Here is a 15196-nt window from a genome sequence, read left to right on the forward strand (position 1 = left end):
GCCGCGCCAAATACGCCGCAAAAGCAATAAACTATAAACAAAATAAACTTAGTGTAAGCAAGTGTTCACGACCCGCTTCGTGGACATTCATCCCACGTTACGATATGAGTGTTATATCTGTCCCCGGAAATCGAGGGGTAATGCACTGACTTCCGGAGTGCCGGTCTATGAGCTTCATAACCGCCCGCCTCGATAGGAGCGGACAACAGACGCGACAAGACCTCGTTGCGCCAAGCCCTGAGGGGGCGTCCACCCTGCCGCCACAACCCGCTTTTCCGCCCATCCTGATCATCAGCCTCGCCCGCGCCGGCGTGCGCCGCGCCACGCTGCGCGCCCGGCTTGAGGATCTGGGCTTGGCGTTCGAGTTCATGGACGCGGTGGACGGCCTGACCCTGACCGCCGCCGACCGCGCGGTTTACAACGGCCGCAAGCGGCGGATTTTCATGGGTAAGGATCTCTACCCTGGCGAGATCGCCTGCCTGCTGTCACACAAACACGCCATCGCGCGCGTGGCGGCGGATGACACACCCTGGCTGATCCTGGAGGATGACGTACAGCTGGGCGATGATTTCCCCGCCGTCATCCGCGCCCTGATGGCCACGCCGGATGACTGGGAATTGGTGCGCTTTTTTGGCGATGAGAAACACGCCAAACGATTGCAGCGGAAATTGCTGCCGCTCGCGGCGGGCTATTGGCTCACCCGCCTCTCCACCACGCCGGGCGAGGCGCATGCTTACCTGATCAGCCCCGCCGGCGCGCGCAAGCTGCTGCGCCAGTTGCGCTACACCGGCACGCCGATCGACACGCTGATGGGCCAACCCTGGAAAACCGGGCTGGAGGCGCTGACCGTGTGGCCAGGGCTGGCCTGGCAGGACAAGCAGCTCGGCTCCGATATCGGCGATGCGCGCTTCGAGCGCGGCCCCAAGACCAAAGGGCTGGAGCGCGCGCTCTATCCGGTGGCCAGCTTCGCTCTGCGGCTAACGCAAAACCTCCTCAAGCGCGGCTTTTATTATGGTCACGCCCTGTCCGACCATCTGCGCCTGCGCCGGCGGCTATCTTGCCAAACCGGGCAGCGGCGGTCCACAGAAGGCGGAAACTGACCGTCCGGATTTGCATGCGCCTCGTCTCCTACGTCGTCACCCTCTACAATAAGCGGAATTTCCTGCCTTATCTGCTCGCCGGGCTGGCGCGCCAGGAGGGGGATTTCCGGCGGGAGATGATCTTCGTCGATGACGGCTCGACCGACGACACCGTGCCGCTCTTGCGCGCGATGACCGCTGGGTGGGCGAATGTGACGATCATCGAGCAGGCCAATGCCGGGCCAGCCGCCGCCACCAATGCGGGGTTGGCGCGCTGCGCGGGCGATTTCATCAAGCCGGTGGATGGCGACGACATGCTCGCCCCCTGGGCCACCGCCTATCTGCTGGAGGCGATCGAGACCACCGGACGTTCCGTGGCCTTTGGCGATATGAGAAAGATGCGCCGCTATCAGCCGGGGCAAGACGTGCCCGAGGCCGTGCTGACAACCCCCGCCACACCGCTGCGCGCCCATGCAGAAACCGGTTCGCTGCGGCTGTCGCTGCATTCCGCCCGTACCAACCCCACCGCCTGGCTGGCCCGCGCCGAAACCGTGCGGGCCGCCGGGGGCAGCGATTTCGGCGTCTTCATCCAGGATTACTCCTTCGAATTGCGCCTCGCCGCGGCAGCCGATTTCGTGATGCTCGACAACACGATCTTCTTCGCGCCGCAGGAGGCGCCGGACCGGCTCTCGGGCAATGAAGCGCAGATATTGCACGACGTGAATTTGGCGGTGATGCGCTTCCTGCGCCAGCACCCCGAACTGCCGCCTGAGCTGCGCCGCTACGGTATGCGCCGGGTGAGCGGGCGGGCTTGGTCCTGGGCCGCGCGCCATGGCGGGCTGGGAGTGCGCGCGGGGGCGCTGGCCGGGCGGCTGCGCGCGCTCGCCGGCCTGCTGGGGCCGGATGAACGTGGCGAGGCCATTGTCTGCGCGCCGTTTCGCGCCACCAACCCGATCCGGCTCAGCCTGCGTCCGCCCGTCACGGCGGAGCAGGCGCACCCCTTCCCCTCCCCCAGCCCGGCAGCGTGAACATGCGAAAAATCCTCGTCACCGGCGGCGCCGGGTTTCTCGGCTCGCATTTGTGCGAGCGTCTCGTCGCCCAGGGCCATGATGTGCTCTGCGTCGATAACTACTTCACCGGCAGCAAGGCCAATATCGAGCATCTGCTTGGCCTGCCGCATTTCGAGGTGATGCGCCACGACGTCACCTTCCCGCTCTATGTCGAGGTTGACCAGATCTACAACCTCGCCTGCCCGGCCTCGCCCGTGCATTACCAGCACGACCCAGTGCAGACGACCAAGGTGAATGTGCATGGCGCGATCAACATGCTGGGCCTCGCCAAGCGGCTGCGCGCGCGCATCCTGCAAGCCTCGACCTCCGAGGTGTATGGCGACCCGGAGGTGCATCCGCAGACCGAGGATTACTGGGGCAAGGTCAACCCGATCGGCATCCGCAGCTGCTACGACGAGGGCAAGCGCTGCGCCGAGACCTTGTTCTTTGATTATTGGCGCCAGCACCGGCTGGAGATCAAGGTCATGCGCATCTTCAACACTTACGGCCCGCGCATGCACCCTAATGACGGCCGGGTGGTCAGCAATTTCATCGTGCAGGCGCTGAAGGGCGAGCCGATCACCATCTATGGCGACGGCACGCAGACCCGCAGCTTCTGCTATGTGGATGACCTGGTCGACGGCATGATGCGGCTGATGGACAGCCCCGCTGCGTTCACCGGCCCGGTGAATGTCGGCAACCCGCAGGAGACGACGATGCTGGAACTGGCTGACACGATCTGCCGCCTGACCGGCAGCGCCTCGGCCATCGAGTTCCGCCCGCTGCCGCAGGACGACCCGAAACAGCGCCGCCCCGATATCGGGTTGGCCGAGCGCGCCCTGGGCTGGGCGCCCCGCACCGCGCTGGAAGACGGGCTGAAGGAAACCATCGCCTATTTCCGCAAAATCGTCGACTGACCGGGGGCGGCGCTAAAAAATCTCCCAGCGCGCCCGCGCGGTGAGCAGCATCGCCGGCCCCATCCATTCACGCGGGTGCGGGTGCCACGCAAACCGCGCCATCAACCCCGCGACCTCCGCCCTGCGCAAAAAATCCAGCCGGCTCAGCCAAGCGGGCAGCCGCAGCACGGCCACACCATCATGGCCCAGCTTGCGGCCGAGCCAGCGCAGCAGCGCGCGCAGCTCCTCGGCATCGCGCGGCCCGCCATGCACCACCACGGCGGCGAGCGAGGCGTCAGCGAAACCCGCCGGGCTATCCGCCGCCTCCGCCATGCAAGTATGCGCGCCAAAAGCATGAACGCTGAAGCGCGCGGCCAGGGCGGGAACCACGTTACCACCGCCAAGCACCACTGCCGTACCCGAGGCGGGGCCGTGACGGTTGACCAGCGCCGCCAGCCGCTCGCCGGGCGGTTTAGCCGGGCCCCAGCCAACGGTTTTCGGAGAAAACTCTGACAAGGCGTCGATCGTCACACATCCCTCTTTTCCCAGCCATTGGTTTTTGTCGATCAGCGAGGCGGCATCCGTGGCTGGGCGGCACCGCGCCGGGCCGAAATTCGGCTTTCGCCAATTTTTGTGGAAAAAAGTTCCGCAGTCAAATTACAAAAGCGGGATCAAGTCCGCGAACGGTCCCTAAAACCGCGCCGTGGCGCCAAGGCCAAACCCGTAGGCCGGGCTGTCCGGGGTGAAGCCGCGCAGGGCGTAGAGCTGCACATCGAGCCGGGGCGTGAGCTGCACCGTATAAGCCGCCAGCGCCAACTCGGACGGTCCGGCGCCGGTCTGGATTTCGCCGCGATGCGAAACGCCGAGGCTGATATATTGCCCCGGCAAAAAACGATAGCTCAGCCCCGCCTCCACCACCGGCGCGTTGTGCAATTGCAAACCCTGGGCGCCGCCGACGAACCGGTATCCGGCGCGCAGGAAGGGGTACAGCTTGCCCGCCTCCCAGATCGCGCGCAGCCCGATCTCCTCATCCGGCGCGCCCGTGCCAAGCCCTTGCGCGCGCGACGCGGTGGGCATCTTCAGTTTCACATAAGGCGCGAGCTCGGGCAGCAGCCCATCGGCCCGCGCCACCGTGACATCGCCGCTGAGCCAGATATCGCCAAGCCCGACACGCGCGCCGCTCTGCGTGGTTGCGCGGATGGCCGCGCCATCGGTCACCACCCCGGCGCCCGAGACCACCAGCCCCGGCACTTCCAGGCTGACGCGCCAGCCATCGCCATGATAGCGCAACGTCAGCGGCAATTCGTAAACATGCAGATTGCTGCCATAGCCGAACCCGCCGGCAAACACCGAGGGCTCCACCCCGATGGTGAAGAAACCCGGCCCGGCATAAGCCGGCGCGGCGATAAGGCCGGCGAGGCCAGCCAGGGCGGGGAGCATTGGGTTCATGCATTTTCGGCTCTGCCGCTGGCGGCGGCTCTTGGCAAGAGGGCGCGGCCCGGATCGGCGGCGCGGGCATTGTACAAAAATCAACAAATCTGCGTAAATTAAGACGAATGGATGCCGATCTCGACAGGATGCTGCGGCGCGTGTTGCGCCCTCTCATTGCGATGCTGATGCGCCGGGGCATCGGCTACATCGCGCTGCGCGATCTGTTGAAGAATATCTATGTCGAGGAAGCCCTGCGCCAGCAGCCCGCCGAGGCGTCCCCCACGGATAGCAGCATCAGCCTGGTCACCGGCATCAACCGGCGCGAGGTGAAGCGCCTGCGTGAGGAAGCCGCCCACCCCGCCGACCAGGACATCCGGGACCCGATGAGCGGCGTGAACATGGCGGCGCGCGTGGTCGCCACCTGGGCCTCAGCCGCGGCCTTCCGGGCGCCGGATGGCGCGCCCCGCCCGCTGGAGATTCACGGCGAGGGCGGCACGCTGGATTTCGACGCGTTGCTGCGCGCCGCGAAAGTGGATGTGCGGGCCCGCACCGTGATCGGCGAACTTGAGCGCGCCGGGGTGGTGGAGCGGCGGGAGGATGGGCGGCTGCACTTGCTGCGCACCTCCTTCACGCCCGAAACGCCGCGCGAGAAGATGCTGTTCCTGGCCGCCAATGTGAGCGACCATTTGCGCGCCGCCCTGCATAATCTCGATGGTAACAGCCCGGTCTTCATCGAGCGGGCGCTATTCCATAACGGGCTGGATGCCGCGCAGCAGGCGGCGCTGCGCCCGGTGCTGGCGGAGCTGGCCGACAAGATGCTGCGCCAAGCCAATGAGACGCTGCTGGGCGCGGGACAGTCTGAGGGGCCGGAGGCCACCCCATCGCCCAAACGGCGGCTGCGCCTGGGCGTCTATTATTACGACGCGGAGGCTGGCGATGCGCCGTGACTGGCGGCGCGCGCGCGGCGCGGTGGCGGTGGTGCTGCTGCTCTGGGCCGCTCCCGCCCTGGCGCAAAGCGGGGAAACCGGCGGGATTGGCGGCACAGGCATAAGTTCAACCAGCGGCGGGATTGGCGGTACAGGCGTCAGCGCCAATGGCGGCGGCATTGGCGGCACGGGCAGCGTGGCGGAGAATGGCGGCACCGGCCCGATACCCGATACGGGCGGCATCGGCGGCACCGGCGCCACCCCGGCCGGGCAGGCGATCATCGGCTACGGCCCGATCCAGGCCTTCGGCAGCGTGTTCGTCAATGGCCGCGAATACGCCATCGACAGCCACACGCGCGTCACCATCGACGGCGCCCCGGCCACGGTCAGGGCGCTCCACGTGGGTGATCTCGCCCAGGTTCAGGGGGTCACCGCCAGTGGCCCGCATGGCTATGCCACCGCCATTTCCGTGCTGCACCCGCTCATCGGCCCCATCACCGCCATGGGCGGCAATGGCCAGATGGTCACGGTGCTGGGGCAGCGTGTCGCCGCCGCGCATGACAAGGCGCTGTTCGCCGCGCTCAGGCTGGGCACGATCATCGCCATCTCGGCCCAGCGGCGGGCGGATGGCACCTGGATTGCCCGTGCGGCGCAGGCCATGCCGCCCGGCACGCCCGCGCAGATCGTCGGCCCCGCCGCCTTCGCCGGGGGGCGGCTCAGTGTCGGCGGTGTCGCCGTGTCTGGCCCCGCCGCGCTGGCCGCCACGGTCCAGCCGGGAACGATGCTCACCGTGCGCGGCACGTTTGCGGGCGCGGCGCTGCAGGCGAGCAGCCTCGCCACCGTCAAACTGCTGGCCGGGGCGCCGGGCACGCGCGTCGAGGTCGAGGATTATTTCCAGTCCGGCCCGGATGGCCGCGCCGCCGCGCCGGACGGCCTCGCCGCCGTCAACCTGCCGCAAGCCACCCCGCTCACCGGCATGCGGGCGGAGGAGCTGGGCGGCACGCTGGTCGAACCAGGGGTTCTGGACGTGGACAGCATTGCCAGCTCGCCGCTGGATAGTATCGAGCCGCCCGATCTCGACCACGACCTCGCCAACGATATCGAGCCGCCCGGCGACGTGGATGACGCCCCGGCGCTGGAGGCGGCCCACCCCGAACTGCCGGACGACGTGATAGACAGAGCCTTGCCCGCGAACCACTGACGCGCCGCGCCGCCTCATACCGGGCCGATAACGATGTTTTGATGCCGCCGCGTGCGGTTTTGAATTATACGTCCAAACATGGACAGTTCCACGCCACTTTCCGCCGCCACGCTGCCGGCGCTGCTCGACGCCGAGCGGCGGACGATGCAGCGCAGCCCGGTGCAGCGACGCGGCCGGCTCGCCTATGGCGGGCTGACCCCCGGCCTGGTCGCCTGCCAGATTCTTGACCTCTCCGAAACGGGCGTACGCTTGCGGACCGACGCCGAGATCGACCCGTTGCCGGAACATTTCTCGCTGGAATTCTGTGATATTTATTGCCGCGTGCGACTGCGCTGGCGCCAGGGCCGCGAGCTAGGGCTGGAATTCACCTTCGGCTGACTCCCACGCGCGCGGCGATTGACCAAGGTCATTGCGGAAATCCGCCCGCCATGAGAGCAGGCGGGCAGGAGGATGCCATGCCAAAAACCGCATTTTTCGCCTTAGGGTTGGCCGCCGCGCTGTTTGCCGGCGCCATCGCCGCCGCCGCCCCGCCAAGCCAGACGCTTTCCCCCTCCGCGCAGAATCAGCGCGAGGGCGCGACCACTGGCCTCGGCACCTCACATCGCTTCGCCACAACCGCCGCCGCGGCGGATCATTGCCCCGGCGATGTCATTGTCTGGCTCTCCGGGCCAAACCTGACCTACCGCCTGCCCGGCGTACCGGGTTACGGCAGCGGCGTGGGCCAATATGCCTGCAAGGCCGAGGCCGATGACGCCGGCTTCACCGCCGTCAGCCCGTAACCCGCCTCAGGCTAGAACTTTTTCCACCGGGTAGAGCGCCTGGCCCAGCGCCTCGGCCACGGCAGGGTAAGTGATGCGCCCTTCCGCCACGTTCAGCCCGTGGCGCAGATGCACATTGTCGCGCAGCGCCGCGCGCCAGCCCTTATCCGCGAGTTGCAGCGTGTAGGGGATCGTCGCCTGGGTGAGCGCGAAGGTGGAGGTGCGCGGCACCGCGCCGGGCATGTTGGCGACGCAGTAATGCACGATGCCCTCCAGTACGAAGGTGGGGTGCGAATGGGTCGTCGGGCGGCTGGTCTCGAAGCAGCCGCCCTGATCGATGGCGACATCGACCAGCACCGCGCCCGGGCGCATATGCGCGAGCATGCCGCGCGTCACCAGCTTGGGCGCCGCCGCCCCCGGCACCAGCACCGCCCCGATCACGAGGTCGGCGTGGAACACCGCCTCCTCCACGGCCTCGGCGGTGGAATAACAGGTCTTCAGATGCGGGCCGTAAAGATCGTCGAGTTGTGCCAGCCGCGGCAGGGAGCGGTCGAAGATCGTCACATCCGCGCCCATGCCGAGCGCGATGCGCGCCGCGTTGGTGCCGACCACGCCGCCGCCCAGCACCACCACCTTGGCCGGCGGCACGCCGGGCACGCCGGCCAGCAGCACGCCCAGCCCGCCCAGGGCCTTTTGCAGCGACACCGCCCCCACCTGCACCGCCATGCGCCCAGCCACCTCGCTCATCGGTGCCAGCAGCGGCAGGCGTCCGGCCTCGTCCGTCACCGTCTCATAAGCGATCGCCACGGCGCCCGAGGCCTCGATCATCTTCGCCTGCTCGGGGTCGGGCGCCAGATGCAGATAAGTGAACAGGATCTGCCCCGGGCGCAACATCCGGCATTCCACCGGCTGCGGCTCCTTCACCTTCACGATCATCTCGGCGCGGGCGAAGATCTCAGCGGCATCGGGCGTCACCTCCCCCCCGGCCTTGCGATAGGCATCGTCGCCCATGCCGATGCCCGCCCCCGCCCCGCTCTGCACCAGCACCTGGTGGCCATGCGCCGCCAGTTCGCGCACCGAGGCCGGGGTCAGCCCGACGCGGAATTCATTGTCCTTGATTTCCTTTGGCAGCCCGACAAGCATTTGCGTTCTCCCTTGGCGGCTTGTGCCGCACTGAAATGCTAGTTTGATCACTCTTGCGGAACAACAAAAAACCAAAGGGCGGCATGGGCTTGGTAATCGGCGCGGGCTCGTCTATCCAACCGGCATGCAAGGTGTACTCGTTACCGGAAGCGGCAAGCGCCTCGGCGCCGCCATCGCCACTCATCTCGGTGCCAAGGGCTGGCACGTTTTCGTGCATTACAACCATTCGCGGGAGGAGGCCGAGGCCACCGCCGCCGCGATCACCGCCGCGGGGGGGCAGGCCAGCGCCATTGGCGCCGATCTCGCGGATATGGAGGCCGTGGGCACGCTCATCAGTCGCTGCGAGGCGATCTGCCCGCTCGGGCTGCTGATCAACAACGCCTCGACCTTTGAGTACGACACCGCCGCCACCACCAGCGCCGCCAAGCTGGACCACAATATGCGCGTCAATCTCTACGCCCCCGCCCTGCTCGCGCAGGGGTTTCAGGCAGCGGTGCGCGCGCGCGGCGGCGAGGGTGTGATCATCAACATGATCGACAACAAGGTATTCGCGCTCAACCCAGATTATTTCTCCTACACTCTGGCCAAGGTGGCGCTGCAGGGCATGACCCAGATGCTGGCCATGGCCTTTGCCCCGCATATCCGCGTGGCGGGCATCGCGCCGGGCATCACGCTCATCAGCGGGTTGCAGACCGAGGCGGAGTTCCAGCGCACCCACCGCAACAACCCGCTCGGGCGGGGCTGCACGCCGGAGCAGATCCTGAACGCGGTGGACTTCATCCTCGCCTCGCCCGCCTATCACGGCCAAACCATGGTCATCGATGCCGGGCAGGTGCTGCAACGCCTGCCGCGCGACATCGTGTTCATCGACAAGGCGGCCCACCAGCAGGCCTGACAAGCAAAAGGCGCCGCAAACGGGTTGCGGCGCCTCTTAAACTCAGCCCGTGACAGCGCTCAGCGCGTCGGCACCGGCGGGGTCTGGCTGTAATCGTAGAAGCCGCGGCCGGATTTGCGCCCGTACCACCCGGCCTCGACATATTTCACCAGCAGCGGGGCGGGGCGGTATTTGTCTTCGCCCAGCTCCTTATGCAGCACCTGCATGATGCTGAGCAGCGTATCCAGCCCCACGAAATCCGCCAGTTCCAGCGGCCCCATCGGGTGGTTGGCGCCCAGCTTCATGCCGGCATCGATCGACTGCACCGTGCCCACGCCCTCGGCGAGCGCGAAGACCGCCTCGTTCAACATCGGGCAGAGGATGCGGTTGACGATGAAGCCCGGCGCGTCATGCGCGGTGACGGCGGTCTTGCCCATCTTGGCGGCCAGGGCGGCCACGGCCTGATAGGTCTCCTCCGAGGTCGCGAGACCACGGATGATCTCCACCAGCTTCATCATCGGCACCGGGTTGAAGAAATGCATCCCGATGAACTTATCCGGCCGGCCGGACATCGCCGCCAGCTTGGTGATGGAGATGGATGAGGTGTTGGAGGCGATGATCGCCTCCGGCTTCAACGCCGCCGCCAGCTCCTTGTAGATGCTCTCCTTGATCTCCAGCTTCTCCGGCACCGCCTCGATGACGATATCGGCCCCGGCCAAGGCATGCCAGTCGGTCGAGGTGGTCAGGCGCGCCAGGGCGGCGGCCTTTTGCTCCTCGGTGATGCTGCCCTTGGCGGCTTGGCGCTCCATGTTCTTGGTCATGGTGGCCAGGGCCTTGGGCAGCGCCGCCACGAAAGCGTCCACCAGCGTCACCTCGAACCCGGCGAGCAGGGAGGCATGGGCAATGCCATTGCCCATCAGCCCCGCGCCGATGACGCCGATCTTGCTGATGCTCACAGCGCCTTCTCCAGCTCCGGCAGCACGGTGAAGAGATCGCCCACCAGCCCGTAATCGGCCACCTGGAAGATCGGCGCGTCCTCATCCTTGTTGATGGCGACGATCACCTTGGAGTCCTTCATGCCGGCGAGATGCTGGATCGCGCCCGAGATGCCGACCGCGATATACAGCTCCGGCGCCACGATCTTGCCGGTCTGGCCGACCTGGTAATCATTCGGCACGAACCCGGCATCCACCGCCGCGCGCGAGGCGCCGACCGCGGCCCCAAGCTTATCGGCGATCGGATCGAGCAGCTTGGTGAAGTTCTCGCCATTCTGCATGCCGCGGCCGCCGGAGATGATGATCTTCGCCGCCGTCAGCTCCGGCCGCTCAGACTTCGACAACTCGGCGCCGACATATTTCGACTTGCCGTCCGCCGGGGCGATGCTCACCGCCTCGACCGGGGCGGAGCCGCCCTCGGCCGGCACGGGGTCGAAGGACGAGGCGCGCACGGTCAGCACCTTCTTGGCGTCGGCCGACTTCACCGTGGCCAGCGCGTTGCCGGCATAGATCGGGCGCACGAACGTATCGGCGTCGACCACATCGGAGATGTCGGAGATCACCTGCACGTCCAGCAGCGCCGCGGCGCGGGGCAGCACGTTTTTGCCCACCGCCGTCGCCGCCTGCAGGATGTGGCTGTAATTACCGGCCAGCGACACGATCAGCGCCGCCACCGGCTCCGCCAGCTCATGCGCGTAGCCCGGCGCGTCCGCCACCAGCACCTTGGCGAGGCCCGGAATCTTCGCCGCTGCCTCGGCCGCCGCACTCACGCCAGCGCCCACCACCAGGCCATGCACCTCGCCCAGCTTGGCCGCCGCCGCAATCGCCGAGCGCGCCGGCTGCTTAATGCCGTGGGCGTCGTAATCGAGAACAACAAGAGCCGTCATGGTCAGATCACCTTCGCTTCGTTACGCAGTTTCTCAATCAGGGTGGCCACATCCGGCACCTTGATGCCGGCCTTGCGCACCGGCGGCTCGGACACGCTGAGCGTGGTCAGGCGCGGCGTCACATCCACGCCGAGATCCTCGGGCTTGAGCATGTCGATCGACTTCTTGCGCGCCTTCATGATGTTCGGCAGCGAGGCATAGCGCGGCTCGTTCAGGCGCAGATCGGCGGTGATCACCGCCGGCAGCGCCAGCGCCACCGTCTCCAGACCGCCATCGATCTCGCGCGTCACCGTCGCGGTGCCGTCGGCGATCTCGACCTTCGAGGCGAAGGTGCCCTGCGGCCAGCCCAGCAGCGCCGCCAGCATCTGCCCGGTCGCGTTCATGTCGTCATCGATCGCCTGCTTGCCCAGCACCACGATCTGCGCGCCTTCCTTCTCGGCCAGCGCCTTCAGCACCTTGGCTACCGCCAGCGGCTCCACCGCCACGTCGGTCTCCACCAGCACGCCACGGTCGGCACCCATCGCCAGCGCCGTGCGGATCGTCTCCTGCGCCTGGCTCACGCCAATCGACACCGCCACGATCTCGGACGCCACGCCCTTCTCCTTCAGGCGCACCGCTTCCTCAACCGCAATCTCGTCAAACGGGTTCATCGACATCTTCACGCCGGCGGTCTCGACCCCCGTCTTGTCCGATTTCACCCGGACCTTGACGTTATAATCGACCACGCGCTTCACAGCGACCAGCAATTTCATTTCTTACCTCGCTTCTTTCCCGAAATAGGATGTTGCCTTGATATTGGATGTTGCCCGGCCTGGAAAGACCCCAGCGAGCATATAATAACGCTGCTTATTTCACCCGGCGCAGCCGCCGCATCGCCTCCTCCACATCGTCCAGCCTGGCGCAATAGCTCAAGCGCAGATAGCGCCCCCCGCGCGCGGGGTCGAAATCATAGCCCGGCGTGGTGGCGATGTTCTGCTCCTCCAGCAGCCGGGCGCAGAAAGCGGCGCTGTCCTCACCCCGCCCCTGCAGATCGACATAGATATAAAAGGCGCCATCGGCGGGGGAGAACACATCGAACCCGGCGGCGCGCAGCCCCTCGCTCATCACCGCGCGGGCGGTTTCGTAATTGCGGCGGTTGGCTTCGAGTTCCGCGCGGCAATCCAGCGCCGCCATGGCCGCGACCTGCGAGATATAAGAGGGTGAGACGAAGAAATTCGCCGCCAGCCGGTCCACCACCGGCGCCAGCGCCTCGGGCAGCACCATCCAGCCGACGCGCCAGCCCGTCATCGAGAAATATTTAGAGAAGGAGTTGATGACGATCGCGCTGGCCGAGAATAGCGCGGCCGAGGCCTGCGGCTTGCCATAGGTGAGGCCGTGATAGATTTCGTCGGAGATCAGGCGGATGCCGTTGGCGTCGCAATAGCGGGCAAGCTCAGCAAGAGCCTCGGGGGCGAGCATGGAGCCGGTGGGGTTGGCCGGGCTGGCGACGATCAGCCCCTCGGGGCGGCGCGGCAGAGCTTCGAGCATTGCCACCGTCGGCTGGAACCCGGTCTCGATGCCGCAGGGCAGCACCACCGGCTTCAGCCCCAGCGCCACCGCGATATTCACATAAGGCGGGTAATAAGGCGCGGCGAGGGCAATCTCGTCCCCGGCGTCAAACGCCGCGAGATAGGCCAGTGGAAATGCGCCCGAGGCCCCGAAGGTGACCGCGATGCGCGCGGGCGGTACCTCGATGCCGTACCATTCCTTGATATGCGCGGCGAGGCGCTGGCGCAGCTCCGGGCGGCCCAGCGCCTCGGTATAGCCAAGCGTGTCATCGCCTTGCAGCGCCGCCGCCACCGCCGCCTTGGCCCCGGCGGGCAGGCCGGTGCCGGGCTGCCCGACCTCCAGGCGCAGGATGGGCGGCGCCCCGGGCGGCAGCGCGGCGGCGCGCGCATTGGCCCGGGTGATGACCTGCATCACCTGGAAAGGCGGTACGTGCCGTCCAACCCCGATCTTCAAGCGTTAACGCCCGCCGACCGCCAAGCCCTGGCCCCGCGCATCGGCAGCGGCAGTGCAACTGCCCTCCCCGCCCGGCACGCCGCCAGGGCAGGAGATGACATTGGCGCGGCCGGGCTCCGGCACCGGCACGCCAGGATGCCCGGCCAGGGCGTTGGTCAGCCCGGCCTGCGCGGCCTGGGCAGCGGCGCTCTGGCCGGTGCCGCTGGCGGCGGCGTGGAAAGCGCCCCCGGACGTATAGGCCATGGCGGCGGCGAGATCGGGCACCGGGTTGCTATGCGGCGAAGCCGCCAGCACCACGCCGGTGCCGGGCGCGATCCGCCCCGTGCCAAACAAGTTATTCAGCGAGGTGACGCAGATCACCGCGCCGCCATTCTTGTCCAGCGCCATGAAGCTGGCCGAGGCGGGCAGCGTCTCCATCGCCGGGGTGCTCACCGGCAGCGACGCCGTGGCATAGCCATCGGCGGTGCCGGTGACCGCAGGCTCGATATGCGGCTTGGCGGAAGCGAGATCCTCCACCGTCAGCCCGCCCCCGGCCTCCTGCGCCGCGGCGGCGAATTGGCGGGCATACGACCCGGCATAGAAGCCCTGCACGCCCTGGACGCGCAGCGTCTCCAGCGTGGCGGCGAGGTCGGGCTGCTGCAGATTGGCGCCGGCCGGCAACATCGTGCCGCCTGGGGCGAACACCGCGGCGGCAGCCGGATCGGCCAGCAGCGCACTGCCGACGACGGTGAGATCCGACTCCAGCGCCGGGGAAAGCTGGGCGCTGGCGGCAAGGCGCTCGGCCGGCACGATCACCGCCGATTGCGGCAACTGGCCATAGCCCGCCTGCAGCGCCAGCAGGCCGCGCGCCATGGTGGGCACGGCAGCGGGGCGGTCGCCGCTCTCAGCGGCGGGCGAACCGGCGGGGAAGAGCAGCGCCACAGGCGGTTGCATGTTGCCCTTGGCGTCCGGCATCCGGACCAGGCAGGCGCCGCCCCCGCCGAGCGACGCGCGCGACGGCAGCGTCACGGCCATCGCGAATCCCTCCGCCGCGGCGGCATCGGCGGCATTGCCGCCTTGGTTCAGCACTTGCCGCCCGATCAGCGCGGCCTGCGGTTCGTCCGCCACGGCATAGCCAAACACGCTGGGCGGCGCCGCGTTCTGGCCCAGGCTGGCATCCGGCCCGGCATTGGTGCCGAGCAGCTGGTGGCCGATGGTGGCGCAACCCGACAGCGCGGTGAAGGAGAGTGCGGCGGCAAGGCGGAAGATACGGCTATGCAAGCGGCGATACCCTTTGAAAGAGCTGAAATCCGGCCGGGACTGGCGCCCTGCCTGCTTAGCCGTGAATGGCGCCGCCGCCAAGGCTCAGGCGGCGGCTTGCCGCCCCGGGCGCAGAATGCCGAGCCGCTTGGTGAAGCCCTTGCGCAGCTTGGTTACCCGGCCGATGCCGGCGAGCCGGCGGTCGAGGAAGGCGAGCGTGCGCTCATGCTCGGGCGAGACATCGCTCAGCCAGAACAGCAGCGTGGCGAGATACACCGCGCCCAGGCTGGCGCGTTTGGTGTACCAGGAGAAATCGGCCGATTGGTCGCCCACAGCGTACCACACGGCGTCGGCCGTGGCGGCGATGATGCGGGCCAAACGCGGCGCCTGCCCCGGCAGCGCCAGCCAGGAGAGGGCGCGGCGGATCGCCTCCTTATCCCCCGCATTCTGCTCCAGGCGCAGCGCCAGCGTGGCGCGCACCCGCGCGGTGAGCCCGCCTTCCAGCCCTTGCGCGGCCTCAATCATGCGCTGATCGGCCAGCGCGAAATAAGCCTCGATCATCTCCCCGGCGCCGCCGCTGAACACCAGCCCGGCTTCCTCCGGCGCGCGCCCCGCGGCCGCCAGCGCGGCGCGCAGGGCGGTGCGGGTCCAGCCGTCGAACGGCACGTTGGGCACCAGCGCGTCCAGCACCTTGGCGGTTTCTTCATCGATCTGCAT

17 protein-coding genes are annotated in these 15196 nt (G+C 67.7%); 8 read left to right on the forward strand and 9 right to left on the reverse strand.

Annotated features, from left to right (window positions below; all coding sequences use genetic code 11):
• Window positions 1-167: 167 nt before the first annotated feature.
• Genes LI953_RS04330 through LI953_RS04340 form a run of 3 tightly spaced genes read left to right on the forward strand, consistent with a single transcriptional unit; the run spans window position 168 to window position 3045 of the window.
• The gene (locus LI953_RS04330) at window positions 168-1100 is read left to right on the forward strand and encodes a glycosyltransferase family 25 protein (RefSeq protein ID WP_227074806.1); all 933 of its coding nucleotides are present in this window, start codon (window positions 168-170) and stop codon (window positions 1098-1100) included.
• A gap of 14 nt (window positions 1101-1114) precedes the next feature.
• Window positions 1115-2107 carry a glycosyltransferase gene (locus tag LI953_RS04335; RefSeq protein ID WP_227074807.1) on the forward strand — a complete coding sequence of 331 codons (993 nt, stop codon included), beginning with the start codon at window positions 1115-1117 and terminating at the stop codon, window positions 2105-2107.
• Window positions 2108-2109: 2 nt separating this feature from the next.
• Window positions 2110-3045 (forward strand): UDP-glucuronic acid decarboxylase family protein, encoded by a 936-nt coding sequence (locus LI953_RS04340; RefSeq protein ID WP_227074808.1) that lies wholly within the window; start codon window positions 2110-2112, stop codon window positions 3043-3045.
• Window positions 3046-3057: 12 nt separating this feature from the next.
• Here the strand turns inward: LI953_RS04340 and LI953_RS04345 are convergent, their stop codons facing one another.
• Together LI953_RS04345 and LI953_RS04350 are read right to left on the reverse strand one after the other, a co-directional pair.
• Window positions 3058-3555, reverse strand: a complete 498-nt coding sequence (locus LI953_RS04345) for a hypothetical protein (RefSeq protein WP_227074809.1) — start codon at window positions 3553-3555, stop codon at window positions 3058-3060.
• 159 nt (window positions 3556-3714) lie between these two features.
• Window positions 3715-4473, reverse strand: a complete 759-nt coding sequence (locus LI953_RS04350; RefSeq protein WP_227074810.1) for a hypothetical protein — start codon at window positions 4471-4473, stop codon at window positions 3715-3717.
• Between the two features lie 140 nt (window positions 4474-4613).
• On the opposite strand from LI953_RS04350, the gene LI953_RS04355 reads away from it, so the two are divergent.
• The 4 genes from LI953_RS04355 (at window position 4614) to LI953_RS04370 (ending at window position 7361) form a co-directional block, all read left to right on the forward strand.
• Window positions 4614-5402, forward strand: a complete 789-nt coding sequence (locus LI953_RS04355; protein ID WP_370635757.1) for a DUF6502 family protein — start codon at window positions 4614-4616, stop codon at window positions 5400-5402.
• Complete coding sequence (locus LI953_RS04360; protein ID WP_227074811.1) at window positions 5392-6582, forward strand: DUF5666 domain-containing protein; 1191 nt, start codon at window positions 5392-5394, stop codon at window positions 6580-6582. The genes LI953_RS04355 and LI953_RS04360 overlap by 11 nt, the downstream gene beginning before the upstream one ends.
• Window positions 6583-6660: 78 nt before the next feature.
• The gene (locus LI953_RS04365) at window positions 6661-6960 is read left to right on the forward strand and encodes a PilZ domain-containing protein (RefSeq protein WP_227074812.1); all 300 of its coding nucleotides are present in this window, start codon (window positions 6661-6663) and stop codon (window positions 6958-6960) included.
• Between the two features lie 77 nt (window positions 6961-7037).
• Window positions 7038-7361 (forward strand): hypothetical protein, encoded by a 324-nt coding sequence (locus LI953_RS04370; protein ID WP_227074813.1) that lies wholly within the window; start codon window positions 7038-7040, stop codon window positions 7359-7361.
• 6 nt (window positions 7362-7367) lie between these two features.
• On the opposite strand, the gene ald is transcribed toward LI953_RS04370, so the two are convergent.
• Window positions 7368-8483, reverse strand: a complete 1116-nt coding sequence (gene ald, locus LI953_RS04375) for an alanine dehydrogenase (RefSeq protein ID WP_227074814.1) — start codon at window positions 8481-8483, stop codon at window positions 7368-7370.
• Window positions 8484-8607: 124 nt separating this feature from the next.
• On the opposite strand from ald, the gene LI953_RS04380 reads away from it, so the two are divergent.
• Window positions 8608-9378 carry an SDR family oxidoreductase gene (locus LI953_RS04380; RefSeq protein WP_227074815.1) on the forward strand — a complete coding sequence of 257 codons (771 nt, stop codon included), beginning with the start codon at window positions 8608-8610 and terminating at the stop codon, window positions 9376-9378.
• A gap of 59 nt (window positions 9379-9437) precedes the next feature.
• Here LI953_RS04380 and LI953_RS04385 read toward each other — a convergent pair whose 3' ends face one another.
• From LI953_RS04385 to LI953_RS04410, 6 genes are all read right to left on the reverse strand, one after another.
• Window positions 9438-10313 carry a 3-hydroxybutyryl-CoA dehydrogenase gene (locus LI953_RS04385; RefSeq protein ID WP_227074816.1) on the reverse strand — a complete coding sequence of 292 codons (876 nt, stop codon included), beginning with the start codon at window positions 10311-10313 and terminating at the stop codon, window positions 9438-9440.
• Window positions 10310-11239, reverse strand: a complete 930-nt coding sequence (locus LI953_RS04390) for an FAD-binding protein (RefSeq protein WP_227074817.1) — start codon at window positions 11237-11239, stop codon at window positions 10310-10312. Before LI953_RS04390 ends, LI953_RS04385 begins: the two co-directional genes overlap by 4 nt.
• A gap of 2 nt (window positions 11240-11241) precedes the next feature.
• A complete protein-coding gene (locus tag LI953_RS04395; RefSeq protein WP_227074818.1) occupies window positions 11242-11991 on the reverse strand; it encodes an electron transfer flavoprotein subunit beta/FixA family protein in 750 nt (249 codons plus the stop codon).
• A gap of 94 nt (window positions 11992-12085) precedes the next feature.
• Window positions 12086-13198, reverse strand: coding sequence for a pyridoxal phosphate-dependent aminotransferase (locus tag LI953_RS04400; RefSeq protein WP_227074940.1), 1113 nt, complete (start codon window positions 13196-13198; stop codon window positions 12086-12088).
• A gap of 45 nt (window positions 13199-13243) precedes the next feature.
• Window positions 13244-14500 (reverse strand): gamma-glutamyltransferase, encoded by a 1257-nt coding sequence (locus LI953_RS04405; protein ID WP_227074819.1) that lies wholly within the window; start codon window positions 14498-14500, stop codon window positions 13244-13246.
• A gap of 84 nt (window positions 14501-14584) precedes the next feature.
• Entirely contained in the window at window positions 14585-15196 is a 612-nt protein-coding gene (locus tag LI953_RS04410) for a COQ9 family protein (RefSeq protein WP_227074820.1), read from the reverse strand.

The organism is Acidocella sp. KAb 2-4 (assembly GCF_020567705.1).
Taxonomy (GTDB): Bacteria; Pseudomonadota; Alphaproteobacteria; order Acetobacterales; family Acetobacteraceae; genus Acidocella.